Origin of the sequence: Chryseobacterium sp. ON_d1 (assembly GCF_006829085.1) — a bacterium.
Lineage (GTDB): Bacteria > Bacteroidota > Bacteroidia > Flavobacteriales > Weeksellaceae > Chryseobacterium.
Map to the genome: position 1 here is coordinate 29,798 of NZ_BJTC01000001.1, position 17,609 is coordinate 47,406.

Sequence of the window (17,609 nt, forward strand, 5' to 3'; positions counted from 1 at the left end):
GTAAATCCTTAATAAATAAAAAAACATGTCGAAAATTTGGGTTAAAAAGCCACTAAGTGCCTATGAGGCAGATATGAAGAAAAGTGAGCTGAAAAAAGTCCTTGGAAAATGGAGTTTAACAGCTATTGGAGTGGGTGCTATCATCGGTGGTGGAATCTTCGTTCTTACCGGAACGGGAGCCTATTATCATGCAGGACCAGCACTTGCAATTTCCTTTATTATAGCAGGGATCGCCTGCGTTTTTGCTGCATTATGCTATGCAGAGTTTGCCTCCATTATACCTGTAGAAGGTTCAGCTTATGCTTACGCGTATGGAACTGTTGGAGAAATTTTTGCATGGGCCATGGGATGGTGTCTCATCCTTGAGTATGCCATGGCAAGTATGGCGGTTTCCGTGAGCTGGTCCGGATATTTTAACAAATTTTTGAAAATTTTTAATATTCATTTGCCTGCATATTTAACGTCAGATCCGGCAAGTTATACCGGAGAAGGGTTTTCTATGAACCTGCCTGCATTCATTCTCGTTCTTTTAATTACTGCATTATTGGTAAAAGGAACTAAAGAAGCTGCCGGAGCCAATAACCTGATCGTTTTAATGAAGACTTCAGCCGTTATCTTTGTAATTATAGCAGGGGTCTATATTATTTTTTCCAATACTGATCTTTATAATGCTGTAGATGGGGTTAAAAACTGGAAACCTTTTATTCCGGATCCGATCAAGATTAAAAATTCTGAAGGCGATATGGTCTCTGCATATGGGATTAAAGGAATCATTTCCGGAGCAGCAGCTATTTTCTTTGCCTATATTGGTTTTGACGCTGTTTCTACACAGGCAGGAGAGGCTATTAATCCTAAAAAAGATGTGCCTTTCGCCATCATCGCTTCATTATTGATCTGTACAGCTTTATATATCTGTGTGTCTCTTGTGTTAACAGGAATGATGCATTACACAGACTTCAACCCGGAAGGGAAATATCCGGATGCCATTAAAGCTCCTGTAGCTTATGCTTTTGAAATTGCAGGAAAACACTGGGCCAGTAATATTGTAACAATTGCTGCTACTGTAGGATTGATTTCCGTAGTAATGGTAATGATGATGGGACAGTCAAGAATCTTCATCGGAATGGCAAAAGACGGATTGATTCCTAAATTCTTCGGACAGCTTCACCCAAAAACAAAAACGCCTTACAAAGGAATTATTTTGCTGGGAATCGTAGTAGCATTTGTAGCTGCGTTTACTCCAATTTCTACACTGGCAGATATGACAAGTTTCGGGACCCTGTTTGCATTTACTCTGGTGTGTATCGCCGTTTGGATAATGAGAAAAAAAGAACCTAATCTGATAAGACCTTTTAAGGTGCCTGCTTATAAGATTGTAGTAGCATTAGGAGTAATTATCAATCTGTATTTGATCTTCAACTTAAGTGCTCATGCATTGGAACTTTCTGCAGTATGGCTGTTCTTTGGAGGTTTGGTGTATTTCCTTTACGGAAAATCAAACAGTAAACTTAACAATCCTGAAAAATATCAGAATCAAGATTAATCATATAAACCGCTTCGGCGGTTTTTTTTGTTTTAAAAATAGTATATGAAAAAAACTTTCACCATTTTATTTCTGTCCTTAGGACTTACCGCGTTTTCCCAACAGGTGGAAAGCCTTGAAACGATTCTTAATGATAAAATCAGCATCAGAGCTCTGGAGTTATATAACAATAAGGTCTGGTACAGTGGTACAGATTCCAAATTCGGGTTTGTAGATCTTAAAGATTATAAAAACCAGAAGCAGATAAAGCTCTCCGAAGAGAAACTTGAATTCAGGACTTTGGGACAGGATAAAATTTCTTTTTATGCCATTAATATAGTAAGTCCCGGCCGTTTTTTTAAAATCAACAAGCATGATTTAAAATCCGAAATAGTTTTTACGGATACCACCAAAACAGCTTTCTATGATGCCCTACATTTTGTCAATGATAAACTGGCCTACACATTTAGTGATGCAGATAAGGATAATATTCTGAAAATGGCAGTATACAGGAATGGAAAATGGAGCATGTTTAAGAATAATCTAAAATTAAACGAAGGGGAAGCTGCCTTTGCTGCAAGTAATACCAATATATCATCAGCTAAGAAATATCTGTGGATTGCCACAGGAGGAAAAGCTTCAAGAATTTTGAGAATGACTCTGAAAGATGAAAAGTTTGAAGTTTTCAATACTCCTTTTGTACAGGGAGAATCTTCTCAGGGAATGTATTCCATTGATTTTTATGATGACCGTTTCGGAATTGCAGCAGGAGGAGATTATACCAAACAGGACGCTAATATTAATAATATTGCAACTACAAATGATGGAGGTGAGACCTGGCAGATTCAGGCTTCAGGGCAGAATGCGGGGTATACCACCTGTGTGAAAATAAAGCCGGGATCAAAAGGAAAAGAAATCATTGCTGTAGGGGACCAACATATCAGCTATTCCTCAGATTTTGGTAAAACATGGAAGAAGATTTCAGAAGAAAAAGGTTTCTTTGTCTGCCAATGGATTGATAGCAATAGGGTGGTTCTTGCAGGAAATAGTAAAATTGCGGTAATGAAATTAAAATTTTAAATAGCAGGAATAGAATTTATCACTATTGGTCAAAAGCCTGATCAAACGTATTTAGACTCATTATAAAATAGAACCTAATATAATTCATAGGTTAAAATTCATAACTAATGGTTAATTTTGTAAGATGAAATTTAATGATGTTTCAATTTCATGCCCTTATAAAATTTTAATTTTCAAATGAATTCTTTAATAGATAAGTATAATATTCCAGGACCGCGTTACACTTCTTATCCTACTGTTCCGTACTGGGATGAATCAACATTTTCACCGGAAAAATGGAAAGAAACTGTCATCAGGTCTTTTGATGAGAGTAATGCAGCGGAGGGAATTTCTATTTATATCCATTTGCCTTTCTGTGAGGCATTGTGTACGTTCTGTGCCTGCCATAAGCGTATTACAAAGCAGCACAGTGTTGAAGTTCCTTATCTTGAAAGTGTTTTAAAAGAATGGAAACTGTATCTTGATCTTTTCAGCGAAAGACCAAAACTGAAAGAATTACACCTGGGAGGAGGAACACCTACGTTTTTTTCTCCCGAGAATCTGAGAACATTGCTGGAAGGAATTTTCTCAACGGTAGATATCGCAGAACACCCTGAGTTTTCTTTTGAAGGACATCCCAATAATACAACAAAAGAACATCTTCAGACTTTATATGATCTTGGTTTCAGAAGAGTAAGCTTTGGTGTTCAGGATTATGATCCTAAGGTTCAGAAAGCGATTAACAGAATACAGCCTTTTGAAAATGTAAAAAATGTTACTGAATGGGCAAAGGAAATCGGATACAGAGGAATCAGCCATGATTTGGTTTTCGGATTGCCCCACCAGAACTGGGAAGCAATGGAACATACCATCAGAAAAACAATGGAATTGAAACCGGACAGATTAGCTTTCTATTCTTATGCACACGTTCCATGGGTGAAGGGAGTAGGACAGAGAGGTTTTGATGAAAATGACCTGCCAAGCGGTGAAGAAAAACGCCGTTTGTATGAAGATGGGAAGAAGCTTCTTCAGGATTTAGGATATATTGAAGTAGGAATGGATCACTTCTCTCTTGAGCATGATGATCTTTACCAGTCTTTGATTCATAAAAAGCTTCACAGAAATTTCATGGGATATACTTCCAGTAAAACCCAGCTGATGGTAGGCCTTGGGATGTCTGCAATATCAGATTCATGGTATGCTTTTGCCCAGAATGTGAAAACAGTGGAAGAATACCAGAAAATGGTTGAAGAAGGTGAAATTCCTGTTGTAAAAGGACATGTTCTGAGTGATGAAGATCTGACAGTAAGAAGACATATTCTCAATCTGATGTGCCAGCTTGAAACCACTTTTGATATAAACAACTCTTTCCCGGAGCTTGAAAATGCGCTGGAAATGCTGAAAGAGATGGAAAATGACGGGCTGGTTGAAATCCACGGAACAGAAGTCAGAATTACGGAAGCAGGTAGAGCATTTACAAGAAACGTAGCCATGGTTTTTGACCTGAGAATGATGAGAAATAAACCCGAAACGAGGATTTTCTCCATGACAATATAATAAAAGCGGTTCAGAGATGAACCGCTTTTTTATTGCCGCTTGAGCTTTTTTATTTAAATACAATGTCTGCAAAGATTTATAATGTTTGATTGATCTTCATGTTCGCAAAGTCTCTGTATTGAGCGGGATTTTTTCTGAGTGAAAAACCCTGGCGATCTTTTTCATAGAATTTTAAAAATCTTAGCGTTTCGTTTGTGTTTACAGCCAGCTGTTGCTATTTGATAACCAATTTCTGACTATAAGATTTCAATGTTCCAGATTTAAGATTGATAAAATATACTCCGGCAGGAATTCCTGAAATATTGATTCCTGTTCCATTAGAGATTTTATCTGCTGTCAATACTTTTCTTCCTTCGGAATTTATAATCTCCAAAGTAGCTTTTTCATCTTTGATTCCCTCAATAAAAATTTCTTTAGAAGCTGGATTAGGATAAACTTTTATAGTTCCTAAGGTATTATTTTCCTGAGTTGCTAAAGTTCCTGTGGTGATTTTGAAAATCTTTCCGCTGTTCACGGCTGCCACATATAACTCTTTCTGATTATCCTGCCCGAAAGTGGAAAAATTATTTCCGGAATAAGGAGTCGTCCATGTGATGGTATTATTGCTGTCAAGAATCCCGATCTGCGTAGAGCAGTAATCTGCAAAGAAATATTTTCCCTGCAGTGTAGGATACTGAGTTCCCCGGTACACATACCCTCCTGTAATAGAGCATTTCCCTCCGGAATGATCGTATACCGCAACAGGGAAGGTCATGGTGGACTGTGCGGCACATCCTGCCGTATTGTAGGCATTATTACCCTCATAACAACGCCAGCCATAGTTTAAGCCAGCCTGTGTAATAGGCATTTTATTGATTTCTTCTATAGCTCCCTGTCCGACATCTGCAATCATAGCATTACCTGTTGTCAGGTCGAAAGAAAACTTCCATGCATTTCTGAGCCCATAAGCCCAGATTTCGTCTGCACCGTCTACCCCTGCTCCTGCAAAAGGATTATCTGGAGGGATATTATAGGGACCGGTAGCATCTACATCTATTCTCAGCATCTTTCCCAGTAATGAATTTTTGTTTTGGGCATTATTATTCGGATCCCCGCCGCTTCCTCCGTCTCCTGTGATGATCCAGAGCTTTCCGTCAGGAGCAAAATGAATGCTTCCTCCATTGTGATTGTCGAAAGGTTTCGGAATACTCAGAAGGATTTTCTCAGAATTGGGATCCGCAACATTGGGATCTGCTGTACTTACACTGTATCTCGCGACAGTAACATTTCCGGCTGTATTGTTATAATACACAAAAAAATACCCATTAGTAGAGTACTGTGGATGAAATGCGAGACCAAGAAGACCTCTTTCACCGCCAAAAATAATTTTTGAACTTATATTCAGGAATTGAGTGGAGTTAACAGTCCCATTAGGCTGAATAATTTTAATGATACCGTTCTGCTGAACAACAAAAAGACGGCTGTCATTGGCATTCGTAATCTCTACAGGATTGGTTAGTCCCGTGACAAATTCTTCCAAATTAATACTTTGAGAATTAACAATTAAGGAAGAAAAAATACTGATGCTAAAAAGTAATTTTTTCATAATATTTTGAGAGTTAGTGTGTTGAGAAATAGTATGAAAATTTTATACCAATCATATTTTGAAGACTTCATTATGATAGTATGGAAAAATTGTTAAATCTTAAATAGAAATCACAATACCAATATATCTGGAAATAAACCATTTCTGTTGTTAAAAATTCATAAAATACAAGAAAATCATTATATTTGCCGACTTAATTTAACGTAGTTATAACAAAATGCAAGGAAAAGGACTTATTACAATTGTCGCTATTGTACTAGGGTTGATTTGCTTAAACGAGCTATTACCAACATGGTACGCCAGCAAAATTGAAAAGCAGGCGACTGCTATTGCAGGAGACAATCCGGAGAAGTATCAGAAAGAAATCGCAAGACTTTCTAAAGATACTTTGAACTTAGGATTCACAAAACTTTATTACACTAAAGCCAAAGACAAGGAAATGAAACTTGGTCTTGACCTTAAAGGAGGGATCAACGTTCTTTTGGAAATCAACCAAAGGGATCTTGTGAATGATTTAACCAATTATTCTACAAACCCTATTCTTATAGAGGCTTTAAACAAAACTGATGAAGCACAGAAGAATTCTACTAAACCTTACATCGACAACTTCTTTGAGCAGTTTGATGTAGTGAACAAAGCTAAAGGTGCAAACCTTAAGTTGGCAGATCCGGAAATCTTCGGAAATACAACCCTTACTGAGGTGAAATACAATACTCCTGATGAGCAGGTAAAAAGTATTGTTAAAAGAAAAATTGATGCTTCCGTAGGAACAGCTTTTGAGGTGATCAGAACGAGAATTGACAAGCTGGGAGCTATCCAGCCCAACGTTCAGAGAGTACCTGGTACAGCGAGAATTTCTGTGGAAATGCCTGGTATGAAGGACATTGATAAAGTGAAAAAAATGCTTCAAACCTCTGCAAAACTTCAGTTCTGGGAAGTACAGCAGGTTCCTGAAATTGCACCTTATTTCCAGACTTTAACAACTATGGTTGCTGCAAAAGGAGATTCTATGGGAGTGGCAAAGAATGTCAACTTTATGAACCTTTTACAGCTTGACAAATTAAGAAGTAATGGGGTTGCCAGCGTAAAATTATCTGATACAGCAGTTGTAAACAAAATCTTAAACAGCAAAGTAGCTCAGTCTTTACGTCCGGCTAACATTAAATATACACAGTTCATGTGGGGTTACAAACCTGAGGCTACTGATGCTGAAAGCTTGGTATTGTATGCGATCAGAGGTAACATCAATCAAAAAGCTCCGGTAGATGGTGCTGTTGAAACTGCGAATATCGGCTACGATGAACTAAGCAGAGTAGTGGTAGACATGCAGATGGACTCTAAAGGAGCAAAAGAATGGAAAACATTAACGGAAAAAAACGTTGGAAAACCAGTTGCAGTAACTCTTGATAACAGAGTATATACTGCTCCGAACGTTGTCGGTGCTATTCCTAACGGTAGAACTCAGATCTCTGGTAACTTCTCTCAGGAAGAAGCTAAAGAACTGGTAGACGTGTTAGGTGCCGGTAAATTGCCTGCAGGTGCAAAAGTAGTTCAGGCTACGGTTGTAGGTCCGTCTTTAGGACAGGAGGCTATTGACTCAGGTTTAATGTCATTCCTGATTGCATTTGCGATCATCATCGTTTATATCATTTTCTACTACGGTGGTGCTGGTGTGTATGCGGTAATTGCAATGGTGATCAACTTATTCTACATTTTCGGTATTATGGATTCGGGAGACTTTACGCTTACGCTTCCAGGTATCGCGGGTATCGTTCTTACGATGGCAGTAGCAGTCGATACGAACGTTATTATTTACGAGAGAACCAAAGAAGAATTATTTGCAGGGAAAAGTATTCTTGAAGCTTATAAAGATGGTTTCAAACATGCATTGAATGCTATTATTGACGGTCACACTACGACTTTCCTGACGGCGGTTGTATTGTTCTTCTTCGGAACAGGACCTATCAAAGGTTTCGCATTAACGCTGATGATCGGTATTGCAATGACATTATTTACATCAGTATTGCTTTCAAGAGTAATGATCTTCTCAAGATTAAATAAAGGAAAAGGTCTTTCTGTATGGACTCCGGCAACAAAAAATCTATTCAGAAATACCTGGATCGATTTCATCGGAAAGAGAAAATATGCCTACATCATTTCTGCTGTTCTTACAGTAGTGTGTATCATTTCAATTGCAACACACGGCTTCAAGTATGGGATTGATTTTACCGGTGGTAGAAACTATGTGGTAAGATTTGACAAAGATGTAAAAGCTGAAGATGTTGAAGAAAAATTAGTGGCATTATTCAAAACGGAAGACGGAAAAAACTCTTCTGTAGAAGCTAAAACTTTCGGAAACAATAAACAATTAAAGATTTCTACAGATTACCTTATCCAGGATGAATCTTTAAAAGCTGACCAGATTATCGAACAAAAATTATTTGAAGGATTAAAATCACAGTTACCGGCAGGTACAACCTTGAAGGATTTCAAATCTGCTGATAAAGACCACGCAGGAATTATTTCTTCTGAGAAGGTAGGTCCTTCGGTTGCTGATGATATCCAGACTCACGGTATTTATGCGGTATTGGCTGCATTGGCTATGATCTTCATCTATATCCTTGTAAGATTCAGAAAATGGCAGTTCTCTCTGGGAGCAGTTGCTGCTCTATTCCACGATGCGGTAATTATCTTAGGAGCATATTCACTGCTTCACAAATATATGCCGTTCAACATGGAGATCAATCAGGATTTCATTGCTGCAATCCTTACAGTATTGGGTTACTCAATCAACGATACGGTAATCATCTTCGACAGAATCAGAGAATACCTGAGAGAGAAAAAATCTTTAACATTGGCAGGTCTTTTTGATGATTCTATCTCAAGTACACTGGGTAGAACATTCAACACCTCATTCACTACAATTCTGGTTATCCTTGCGATCTTCATTTTCGGTGGAGATAACCTGAGAGGGTTTATGTTTGCCATGTTAATCGGTATTGGATTCGGTACTTACTCATCCATCTTTATTGCGTCTGCAATTGCTTATGATTTCCTTAAAACCGGAAAAGAAGAAGAGGTACACGGAAGATCTACTTCTGCGAAAGAAGAACTTGCTTCAAAGTAATACAAACTACAATAAATTAGTAAAGACCGTTTCGCAAGAAGCGGTCTTTTTTTTAGTATTTATATTAACAATTCATTATTTAGAATCATTATTTTTCAGATTTGATTAATTTTGCACCATCATGGAAAATTCAAAGAAAAAAGCAGCCATAGGCTTCATATTTATTACTTTACTGATCGATATTACGGGGTGGGGAATCATCATTCCTGTTGTTCCCAAATTGATTGAGGAGCTTATTCATGCAGATATTAGTGAAGCCGCAAAATATGGAGGCTGGCTGGGATTTGCCTATGCATTTACACAGTTTATATTCTCTCCGCTTGTCGGTAACCTGAGTGATAAATATGGACGGAGGCCTATTATCCTGATTTCTCTTTTCGGGTTTGCCATAGATTATATTTTCCTTGCACTGGCTCCCACAATCTGGTGGCTGTTTCTGGGAAGGATTATTGCCGGAATTACCGGTGCAAGTGTGACCACTGCCAGTGCCTATATTGCCGATATTTCCACTGATGAAGACAGAGCTAAAAATTTTGGACTGATAGGAGCGGCATTTGGGCTCGGATTTATCATTGGTCCTGTTCTGGGAGGTGTTCTGGGGCATTACGGTGCCAGAGTTCCTTTCTATGCTGCTGCAGGTTTGTGTCTTCTTAATTTCCTCTACGGTTATTTCATACTTCCTGAAAGTTTAGATAAAGATAAAAGAAGAGAATTCGACTGGAAACGTGCCAATCCTATAGGTTCGTTTAAGTTTTTAGGGAAACATCCTGAGATTTCCGGACTGATCGTTTCACTGATCTTAATTTATATTGCAGGTCATGCTGTACAGAGTAACTGGAGCTTCTTTACGATGTATAAATTCAGCTGGACGGAAAGAATGGTAGGAATCTCCTTAGGAGTAGTCGGTTTATTGGTTGGTCTTGTACAGGGAGGTCTTATCAGATGGACAACTCCAAGACTTGGAGAGCAGAAAAGCATCTATTATGGATTAGCTTTTTATGCGGTTGGAATGTTCTTATTTGCTTTTGCATCTGAGGGCTGGATGATGTTTGTCTTTCTGATTCCATATTGCCTGGGAGGAATTTGCGGGCCGGCTTTACAGTCTGTCATTACGAAAAGTGTCCCTTCGAATGAGCAGGGAGAACTTCAGGGTGCATTGACGAGCTTAATGAGTGCTACTTCCATCATCGGGCCTCCTATGATGACGAATCTGTTTTATTTTTTCACGCATGATGAAGCGCCTTTCAAGTTTTCAGGAGCACCGTTTTTCCTGGCATTTATCTTAATGGCAATCAGTGTGGTGATTACCTACTCAGCTTTTAAGAAAAAAAATAAAGATTTAATTGATATGACATCAGAAAAAGATTTTTGGAAAGAATAGATGTTTTTCTATTCTGAAAATACAGATCATTTCAGGATGTCAATCTATCAATAATTATATTGGATCAGTTTTGTGTATTTTTGAAACAGAAAAAGCAAATTATGAATACATCAGACCTGGAAAAATATTTTGAGCGGATTCATTTCTCGGGTGTTCCGGAGGTGAATATGGAAACATTGAGAAAAATTCATCAGCTTCATCCTAAATATATTCCTTTTGAAAACATAGACCCTTACACAGGAAAAGTGCCTTCTTTGAATGTGGATGATGTATTTAAAAAACTGGTTGTGGAATCAAGAGGAGGATATTGCTATGAACAAAACCTGCTTTTAAGTGAGGTCTTAAAATATCTGGGATTCAATGTAAGGCTCCAGTTGGGGAGGGTAGTATGGGGAAGGCAGGAAGACAGTGTTGCCCCGCAGACTCATCTGTTGCTTATTGTTGACTTTGAAGAAAAGAAATATATTGTCGACTGCGGATTCGGGACGGCTACCCTTACGGCTCCTCTGCTTTTACATGAAGAACAGCAGCAGACGACTCCGAATGGTATTTTTAAAGTTTCCCAAAAAGAAGACGTTTATACGCTTTGGATGTGGAAAGATCAATGGCTTCCGGTGTACCGATTTGTACGTGAACATGTGGAACCTGCTGATCTTGAAATTTCCAACTGGTATCTGTCTACCCATCCTGGTTCACATTTTAAAAATAAGCTGATTCTTTCAAAAGTAGATGAAAATGCCCGGTATACCTATACGGATCATGTGCTGAATATCCGGTCTGATGATGGGGCAAAAGAATCTATAGCGATAGGAAATGATATACAGCTGTATGAAATACTGATCAATACTTTCGGACTACGGGAAAATGCAGTAGAAGCCTTAAAGTCAAAAAACAAAAATTGATAGAATATTAATTCTGTCTTTAAAATATAAAGCCGGCAAGTTCTCTGAACTTGCCGGCTTTTACACTGATTTTTACGAAAATTATGGATAGAGGGATTTTGTCCCGTTGCTCACAATATTACTGCCAAGTCCTGAGAATGACACTGAGAAATTACTGGAATTGAAGCTTAAAGAACCGGTAGGTGTACAAAGCCCCAGTGCGTAACGGCACTGTCCGTAGGCTCCCGTTTTCTTTATAATCTTACTCTCGCTTTTTGCCTTTCCTAAGCTGATATATCCCCAGTCATTAACATCTGCATTAGACACAGTTGCCCCGGAGTAATAAATGGTAATCTGATAGCCCATTTCACCTCTCTTGGATCCCCACAGCCAATTTGCTGTCCACCATTGTTTATACCATGTAGAAACGACTCTTGCAGCCTGATTGTTGCTGGATGCTTCAGAATTCCCACGGATATCCATCATCACCAGACCTCCGAAGATATTGTCCCAGATAATTCCGGAATCACCGTAAAAACACAATGTTTTAAATGTTCCGTTTTTACTGTTCCAGGTTATTTCCATAACATTTGTACCTGACTTGACCTCTTCGGAGATGGCTTCTTTTAATCCCTGACGGGCGATTGTAAGGTCATCCCCGCGATAAAGATCCCCGATTTTTCCGACCTTTACTGAAGAAGGCTCCATGATATTCCCGGAGGCAATAAACTGGTCTTTATCAGAAATGATGTTTTGAGCAAGCTCAAGGCCTTTCTGGGTTGTGATTTTTCCCAGTGCAGCCACTCCTGTAATCTGTAAATCATTTTTCAGATATGCTTCAAGATTTTTTCCGGATTCATTCAGTTGAAACTGTACCGCTTCAGGAATAATTTGAGAGGAAAGAGGAGCTAGTTCTTTTTTCAGGTCATCGGTGTTTACCTTTGCCTGAACTGTTTCCTGCTGGTTGATCTCGTTGTTTTCACTCTGGCAGCTGTTAAGTGCCAATACCGATAAAACGGCGAAAACCTTAAAAGTAGTCACTAGTTTTTTCATAATAAATATTTTGGTTGTGCTACGTAAATATAGTAATTTATACTATAATTCTCATTGTTTTGAATTAAATATTTATTAATTAATAAGTGAAAGAGAATATAGGCTATGCAGAGGTATTGCGATAGAACTCTTCAGCATAATCAGTCATACTCAATTTCTTAACCTCAAACCTGAAACCCTGAACTTTGCATCATGAAACATTTTATAAAATCTTAAAATTTGTTTAAATTTTTAGTTTACAGTCAATAAATGCAATAATCTTTCGTAATTTTACCCCATGGAATTAAGCATTGGAGAAATGGCACTCATTGCCATTGCAATCGTTGTATTATTCGGTCCGGATAAGCTGCCTCAGATTGCGCGTGACTTAGGTGCAGGCGTTAGAAAAATGCGTGGAGCAGTGGAAGATATCAAAACTGAAATTATGAAGGAAACAGATAATCCTGTTTCTGAAATTAAACGTGAAATTGAAAAGGTAAAAGATGCTGCCAAAGATTTCAATCCTGTAAATGATATCAAGAAAGATATTCTTACAGAGCCCGGTACTATTGCTTCTGATGAAACTCCAAAGCCAAAACCTGCGGATGATGAAACTTACGAAGGACCTGTAAGCAGATAATCATGGAGGAAATCATTCAGGAAGATAAAAAGGTATTTCTTTACCTTAATAATTTGGGCGATTCGTCTTTCGATCAGTTTTGGATGATGATTTCAAGTACCTGGATCTGGGTACCTCTTTACATCATATTTCTTTATTTTTTATATAAAAATTACCAGCTAAGATCGTTGGTTTTTATCCTGTTGTTTTTAGCTATCGGAGCAACGGTTTCTGATCAGTTGGCAAGTGTTTTCAAATATGGTGTGGCAAGGCTAAGACCCTGTCATGATCCTACATTGGAGCATCATATGAGAATTGTAAAATGTGGCGGACAATTTGGATTTTATTCTGCTCATGCTTCCAATACTTTCTTTTTAGCCTCTTTTTTAAGTATTTTATTAAAAAAGAAACTTAAATGGTTTCCATATGCTATATTTGTATGGGCTCTGGTAGTTTCCTACAGCCGCATATATTTAGGAGTGCATTTCCCGATAGATATTTTGGTGGGGGCGTTTGTTGGATCTTTATTGGGAGTGATATTTGGTGCACTCGCCAAAAAAGTGATCAACAAACAAGCAATAACCTCATGAAAAAAACTTTATTATTTGTAATTTCCCTCAGCTTCTCTCTTAATTTCCATGCCCAGGATAAGAAACTGGCAGAAGATTGTTTTAAAAAAGCTGACTATAAGTGTGCTGAAGAACAGTATTTAAAACTGGCAGAGAAAGAACAGATCCAAAAATTCCAGTCAGAATATTACGACTATCTTGGAACGTCTCAGAGAAGGCAGGGGAAGGCTACCCAGGCTTTCAGATCTTATGAATCTGCTTTAAAAGCCAATCCTATGTCGGTTTCTGTGTATGTAAATTTGTCATCACTGTACAGCCAGAAAGGAAATAAGGCAAAGGCTCTGGAATATGTTGAAAAAGGGCTCAAAGTAAATCCTGAAACTCCTGATTTATATCTTACACGGTCCAAAATCTACGACAGCCAGGGGAAAACAGATCTTGCGATCAAAGATCTTAATCAGATTCTTACTTTTGCACCCGATAATATTTTCGCTAAAACCGGACTGGCCAATCTGAAGAAAAATAATGGAGATCTTGACGGAGCCTTAAAGGATTATAACCAGCTTATTTCTGAAAAACCTGAATCACTGCTTTATAATGGCCGTGCAGATGTATATTTTAAAATGAAAAAATATAAAGAAGCACTGGCAGATGCCAATAAAGCCATCTCTATAGATCCAAAATTTGCCCAGTCTTATGTGAGCAAGTCTATGATTCTGTTTGAAGCTTCCAAGCTGAAGGAAGCCTGCGAAAATCTCGATAAAGCGGTAGCTTTGGGATACGAAAAAGCAGTGCTGACAGCTTTTTATGCTAAATGTGTAAAAAAGTAATTGAAAATTAATTCTTCCAAATCATTCAATAAACCAACCAAAGCAATAACCGTATAACGGTTAAATAAGAATAAAGAGATAGAAAGATGTTGAATATTGTTCTTGTAGAACCCGAAATACCTAATAATACAGGAAATATCGGAAGATTGTGTGTAGGAACCGAAAGCAGATTGCACCTTATTCATCCATTTGGATTTATAATTAATGATAAAAACCTGAAACGTTCCGGATTGGATTATTGGGTACATCTTGATGTTTCTGAATATGCGGATGTAGAAGAATGGATTAAAAATATACCCGACATGTCACGTGTTTTTTTAATGAGTTCGCATGCTGAAAAATCTTATCTGGAAACTGATTTTCAGGATGGAGACTGGCTGGTTTTCGGAAAGGAGAGTGCAGGATTAAGTAGAGAGGTTTTAAGCCGTTTTGAAAATCATCTGACAATTCCTATGTCAAAACTTATCAGGAGTTTTAATATTGCTAATTCTGTTGCCTTTGTAGTAGGTGAAGCAAAAAGACAGATCAGCCTGAAATAATAATTCTGAATCCTCAACGCTCAAAGGAATAGAACGTTACTTTTGAAGCTACTTTTTTTGTCTTAATCGTTATGGTAAGGTTTTCCCTGCAGAATCTGATCAGCACGGTAAAGCTGCTCAACAATGAACAGGCGGATCATTTGGTGGGTAAAGGTCATTTTGGATAAAGACATTTTTTCATTGGCTCTGCTGTACATATCCTCTGAAAAGCCGTATGCACCACCGATGAGTATATGTACTTTTTTGACTGATGAATTCATCCATGTATCTATTTTCTGTGAAAATTCCCGGCTGGTCAGCTGTTTTCCTTTTTCATCAAGGAGTACCACCAGATCATTTTTATCGAAATGGTTTAGAAACAATTTTGCTTCTTCTTTTTTGAGAAGTTCGGGTGACAGATTTTTCGCATTTTTAACATCCGGTATTTCAGTAATTTCAAAATTCCAGTGTTTGGGAAGGCGGTTCAGATAATAATTGATTAAAGAGGTAATTTCCTTATCATCTGTTTTACCGATACAAAGTAAGCTGATTCGCATTGTAAGAAGTTTCAGATGCAAAGATAGGACTTCAGGGAGTAAATTTCAAAGTTTTGGGTTCAATGTTGCTGGTTTAGGTTATTATTCCTTAATTCCGGCCATCTGATTCCTGCTGCCTATTACCTTTTATCTTTTCCCTATTTAATTTAATTCCCCTACATTTGTAAAAAGACAAGCAGATAGATGAGTATAAAGGTTCCAAAATTTATTTTGAAGATTCAGGAGTTTTTTGACAACATTCATATTCCTGTTTTGGGAATATCGCTTTGGCAGATGTTTCAGATCTATATTTCAGGGATTTTTAAAGGAAAGATAGGAAGAAAAGCAGCGGCTATTTCATGGAGCTTTACGATAAGTCTGTTTCCGTTTATTCTGTTCCTGCTTTCGGTCTTACCGTATATGCCGCATTATGCGAAACTGCAGTTCTATATTTTTGAAGTATTAATGCATAATGTTTTTCCATCCAACATGGAAGGAGATATACGGGGATATATTGAGGCCAATATTGTTCCCAATATGAAAGGCATCAGTAATCTGACCATTGTGCTGGCACTGCTTTTTGCAACCAACGGAACGTTTTCCCTGATCAACGGGTTCAATGAAAATTCTGATGAAAAACTCAGTGATGTGAAAGAATTCATTCTTTCGTTTTTTATTACAATAGGCTTTATTACTATTGTATTCCTGGCTCTTTTCGGGGTTTATTATGCAGAAGTGGTATTAAAGCCTTTTACACCGGCTTACGATATTTCATGGCTGGTGAATAACCTCTCCAAAATTATTGGATTTGTCTCTTTTCCGCTTTTTTACTTTATCCTTTTAACCTTATTTTACTGGTTGGGAACTGTAAAGATTACAAGATTCAGGCAGGCGGTTCCGGGAGCTATTCTGACCACCGTATTGTTTGTGGTCACTACTTATATTTTCGCTATTTATGTGAAGGATATTGCAAGGTATAACGTGCTCTACGGATCTATTGGAAGCATGATCCTGCTGATGGTGTGGGTAAATGTGAATGTCTATCTCCTTCTGTTTGGGAATGAACTGAATATGGCGATCCGAAAACTCAGAATAGAAAAGCTGCTGTCTGATGAGATTCAGAAAGAAGCTATACAATATCACGGCCAGATTAAAGAACCTGACTTCGAGAGTGATGAAGAGCACAAAAGAAAGATGGAGGACCGGAAAAAAGATTAATTCTCTTCCAGTTCCGGGTTTTCTTTTGAGCTTAAGCTTAGTATAATAAATCCGGCAACTGCAGCGATGAAGGAAGCTATTAAAATGGCAAATTTAGCCTCATCCTGAATCTGTATTTCGTCTTTGAAAGAAAGCAGGGCAATAAAGATTGACATTGTAAATCCGATTCCGGCCAATAATCCTACACCCATCATCTGCAGCCAGGTACTGTTCTGAGGCAGAGAGCTGAGTTTTAATTTAATGGCAATCAATGAGAATAAATTAATCCCAAGCAGCTTGCCTAATACTAAACCACAAATAATGCCCAATCCCAGGGTGCTTGTAGCTCCGGCAACCATTTCATTGGAAAAAGTGATATTCGTATTCGTTAAAGCAAATATGGGCATAATCAGAAAGCTTACCGGAATATGAAGCCGGTGCTCCAGTTTTTCCAGCGGCGAAATCTCAACATTGGAAGCATTGGTAGGAATTGAAAAGGCCAGTAAAACACCTGCTATGGTAGCGTGAATTCCGGAATGATGAAGGAAGTACCATAGAAAGAGTCCCGGAATAATGTAAAATACAGTCTTGGTTACTTTTAGGAAGTTTAAGATAAAAAGTAAAGCCGTTACCCCAAAAGACAGGAGAAGATAGCTCCAGTGAATTTGTTCTGTATAAAAAACTGCAATTACAAGAATAGCTCCCAGATCATCTACAATAGCCAATGCTGCTAAAAATATTTTGATAGAATTCGGAATCTTTTTACCCAACATTGAAATGATAGCCAGGGAGAAAGCAATATCGGTTGCCATAGGAATTCCCCAGCCATTGCTGTATTCTGTCCCTGTATTGAAAATGCTGTAGATTACGGCTGGAACGAGCATTCCGCCTACGGCAGCAAAAATAGGAAGGGAAGCGTTCTTAAAAGATGAAAGCTCACCTTCTACAAGTTCACGCTTTATTTCAAGACCTACCAGAAGGAAGAATATGGCCATCAGTCCGTCATTGATCCAGATGCTGACAGGATATTCCAACCCAAAAAGATGAGTGCCCACTTCTTTGTCTAAAAAATGCTGAAATCCTTCTGCTAAAGTTGAGTTGGCAATAAGCAATGAAATCAGCACACAGAAAATAAGAATAATTCCTGAAGACTGACTGTTACTGAAAAATTTTTTAAAATAAAGAGTTAAATTCAT

At 38.0% G+C, this 17,609-nt stretch carries 15 protein-coding genes; 11 read left to right on the top strand and 4 right to left on the bottom strand.

Annotated features, from left to right (window positions below; genetic code table 11):
• Positions 1-25: 25 nt before the first annotated feature.
• The 3 genes from CRS_RS00135 to hemN all read left to right on the top strand — a co-directional run bounded on the left by CRS_RS00135 (position 26) and on the right by hemN (position 4,138).
• A complete protein-coding gene (locus CRS_RS00135) occupies positions 26-1,543 on the top strand; it encodes an amino acid permease (RefSeq protein ID WP_142722075.1) in 1,518 nt (505 codons plus the stop codon).
• 45 nt (positions 1,544-1,588) lie between these two features.
• On the top strand, positions 1,589-2,602 hold the full coding sequence (locus tag CRS_RS00140) for a glycosyl hydrolase (protein WP_142722076.1): 1,014 nt from the start codon (positions 1,589-1,591) through the stop codon (positions 2,600-2,602).
• Positions 2,603-2,779: 177 nt separating this feature from the next.
• Entirely contained in the window at positions 2,780-4,138 is a 1,359-nt protein-coding gene (hemN, locus tag CRS_RS00145) for an oxygen-independent coproporphyrinogen III oxidase (RefSeq protein WP_142722077.1), read from the top strand.
• Between the two features lie 214 nt (positions 4,139-4,352).
• Here the strand turns inward: hemN and CRS_RS00150 are convergent, their stop codons facing one another.
• Positions 4,353-5,723: a PQQ-dependent sugar dehydrogenase gene (locus CRS_RS00150; RefSeq protein WP_142722078.1), complete on the bottom strand. Its 1,371-nt coding sequence runs from the start codon at positions 5,721-5,723 to the stop codon at positions 4,353-4,355.
• A gap of 217 nt (positions 5,724-5,940) precedes the next feature.
• On the opposite strand from CRS_RS00150, the gene secD reads away from it, so the two are divergent.
• From secD to CRS_RS00165, 3 genes are all read left to right on the top strand, one after another.
• On the top strand, positions 5,941-8,850 hold the full coding sequence (gene secD / locus CRS_RS00155; RefSeq protein ID WP_142722079.1) for a protein translocase subunit SecD: 2,910 nt from the start codon (positions 5,941-5,943) through the stop codon (positions 8,848-8,850).
• A gap of 121 nt (positions 8,851-8,971) precedes the next feature.
• Positions 8,972-10,231, top strand: a complete 1,260-nt coding sequence (locus CRS_RS00160; RefSeq protein WP_142722080.1) for a TCR/Tet family MFS transporter — start codon at positions 8,972-8,974, stop codon at positions 10,229-10,231.
• 101 nt (positions 10,232-10,332) lie between these two features.
• Positions 10,333-11,133: an arylamine N-acetyltransferase gene (locus CRS_RS00165; protein WP_142722081.1), complete on the top strand. Its 801-nt coding sequence runs from the start codon at positions 10,333-10,335 to the stop codon at positions 11,131-11,133.
• An 81-nt stretch (positions 11,134-11,214) separates the two neighbouring features.
• Here the strand turns inward: CRS_RS00165 and CRS_RS00170 are convergent, their stop codons facing one another.
• A complete protein-coding gene (locus CRS_RS00170) occupies positions 11,215-12,165 on the bottom strand; it encodes a hypothetical protein (RefSeq protein WP_142722082.1) in 951 nt (316 codons plus the stop codon).
• Between the two features lie 277 nt (positions 12,166-12,442).
• On the opposite strand from CRS_RS00170, the gene CRS_RS00175 reads away from it, so the two are divergent.
• The 4 genes from CRS_RS00175 (at position 12,443) to CRS_RS00190 (ending at position 14,701) form a co-directional block, all read left to right on the top strand.
• Positions 12,443-12,784: a twin-arginine translocase TatA/TatE family subunit gene (locus tag CRS_RS00175; RefSeq protein WP_142722083.1), complete on the top strand. Its 342-nt coding sequence runs from the start codon at positions 12,443-12,445 to the stop codon at positions 12,782-12,784.
• 2 nt (positions 12,785-12,786) lie between these two features.
• Positions 12,787-13,353, top strand: a complete 567-nt coding sequence (locus CRS_RS00180) for a phosphatase PAP2 family protein (RefSeq protein ID WP_142722084.1) — start codon at positions 12,787-12,789, stop codon at positions 13,351-13,353.
• Positions 13,350-14,162, top strand: a complete 813-nt coding sequence (locus CRS_RS00185) for a lipopolysaccharide assembly protein LapB (protein ID WP_142722085.1) — start codon at positions 13,350-13,352, stop codon at positions 14,160-14,162. The genes CRS_RS00180 and CRS_RS00185 overlap by 4 nt, the downstream gene beginning before the upstream one ends.
• A gap of 86 nt (positions 14,163-14,248) precedes the next feature.
• Positions 14,249-14,701: a tRNA (cytidine(34)-2'-O)-methyltransferase gene (locus tag CRS_RS00190; RefSeq protein WP_142722086.1), complete on the top strand. Its 453-nt coding sequence runs from the start codon at positions 14,249-14,251 to the stop codon at positions 14,699-14,701.
• 62 nt (positions 14,702-14,763) lie between these two features.
• Here CRS_RS00190 and CRS_RS00195 read toward each other — a convergent pair whose 3' ends face one another.
• Entirely contained in the window at positions 14,764-15,237 is a 474-nt protein-coding gene (locus CRS_RS00195; RefSeq protein ID WP_142722087.1) for a 23S rRNA (pseudouridine(1915)-N(3))-methyltransferase RlmH, read from the bottom strand.
• Between the two features lie 183 nt (positions 15,238-15,420).
• On the opposite strand from CRS_RS00195, the gene CRS_RS00200 reads away from it, so the two are divergent.
• Complete coding sequence (locus tag CRS_RS00200) at positions 15,421-16,434, top strand: YihY/virulence factor BrkB family protein (protein ID WP_142722088.1); 1,014 nt, start codon at positions 15,421-15,423, stop codon at positions 16,432-16,434.
• On the opposite strand, the gene nhaA is transcribed toward CRS_RS00200, so the two are convergent.
• Positions 16,431-17,609 carry a Na+/H+ antiporter NhaA gene (gene nhaA / locus CRS_RS00205; RefSeq protein WP_142722089.1) on the bottom strand — a complete coding sequence of 393 codons (1,179 nt, stop codon included), beginning with the start codon at positions 17,607-17,609 and terminating at the stop codon, positions 16,431-16,433. The two genes, CRS_RS00200 and nhaA, sit on opposite strands and share 4 nt — an antisense overlap.

Coding starts and splice junctions, on each gene's coding strand:
- CRS_RS00190 (WP_142722086.1), top strand. CDS start 14,249: ATGTTGAATATTGTTCTTGTAGAACCCGAAATACCTAATAATACAGGA.
- CRS_RS00180 (WP_142722084.1), top strand. CDS start 12,787: ATGGAGGAAATCATTCAGGAAGATAAAAAGGTATTTCTTTACCTTAAT.
- CRS_RS00170 (WP_142722082.1), bottom strand. CDS start 12,165: ATGAAAAAACTAGTGACTACTTTTAAGGTTTTCGCCGTTTTATCGGTA.
- CRS_RS00165 (WP_142722081.1), top strand. CDS start 10,333: ATGAATACATCAGACCTGGAAAAATATTTTGAGCGGATTCATTTCTCG.
- hemN (WP_142722077.1), top strand. CDS start 2,780: ATGAATTCTTTAATAGATAAGTATAATATTCCAGGACCGCGTTACACT.
- CRS_RS00185 (WP_142722085.1), top strand. CDS start 13,350: ATGAAAAAAACTTTATTATTTGTAATTTCCCTCAGCTTCTCTCTTAAT.
- secD (WP_142722079.1), top strand. CDS start 5,941: ATGCAAGGAAAAGGACTTATTACAATTGTCGCTATTGTACTAGGGTTG.
- CRS_RS00200 (WP_142722088.1), top strand. CDS start 15,421: ATGAGTATAAAGGTTCCAAAATTTATTTTGAAGATTCAGGAGTTTTTT.
- CRS_RS00160 (WP_142722080.1), top strand. CDS start 8,972: ATGGAAAATTCAAAGAAAAAAGCAGCCATAGGCTTCATATTTATTACT.
- CRS_RS00135 (WP_142722075.1), top strand. CDS start 26: ATGTCGAAAATTTGGGTTAAAAAGCCACTAAGTGCCTATGAGGCAGAT.
- CRS_RS00150 (WP_142722078.1), bottom strand. CDS start 5,723: ATGAAAAAATTACTTTTTAGCATCAGTATTTTTTCTTCCTTAATTGTT.
- nhaA (WP_142722089.1), bottom strand. CDS start 17,609: ATGAATTTAACTCTTTATTTTAAAAAATTTTTCAGTAACAGTCAGTCT.
- CRS_RS00195 (WP_142722087.1), bottom strand. CDS start 15,237: ATGCGAATCAGCTTACTTTGTATCGGTAAAACAGATGATAAGGAAATT.
- CRS_RS00175 (WP_142722083.1), top strand. CDS start 12,443: ATGGAATTAAGCATTGGAGAAATGGCACTCATTGCCATTGCAATCGTT.
- CRS_RS00140 (WP_142722076.1), top strand. CDS start 1,589: ATGAAAAAAACTTTCACCATTTTATTTCTGTCCTTAGGACTTACCGCG.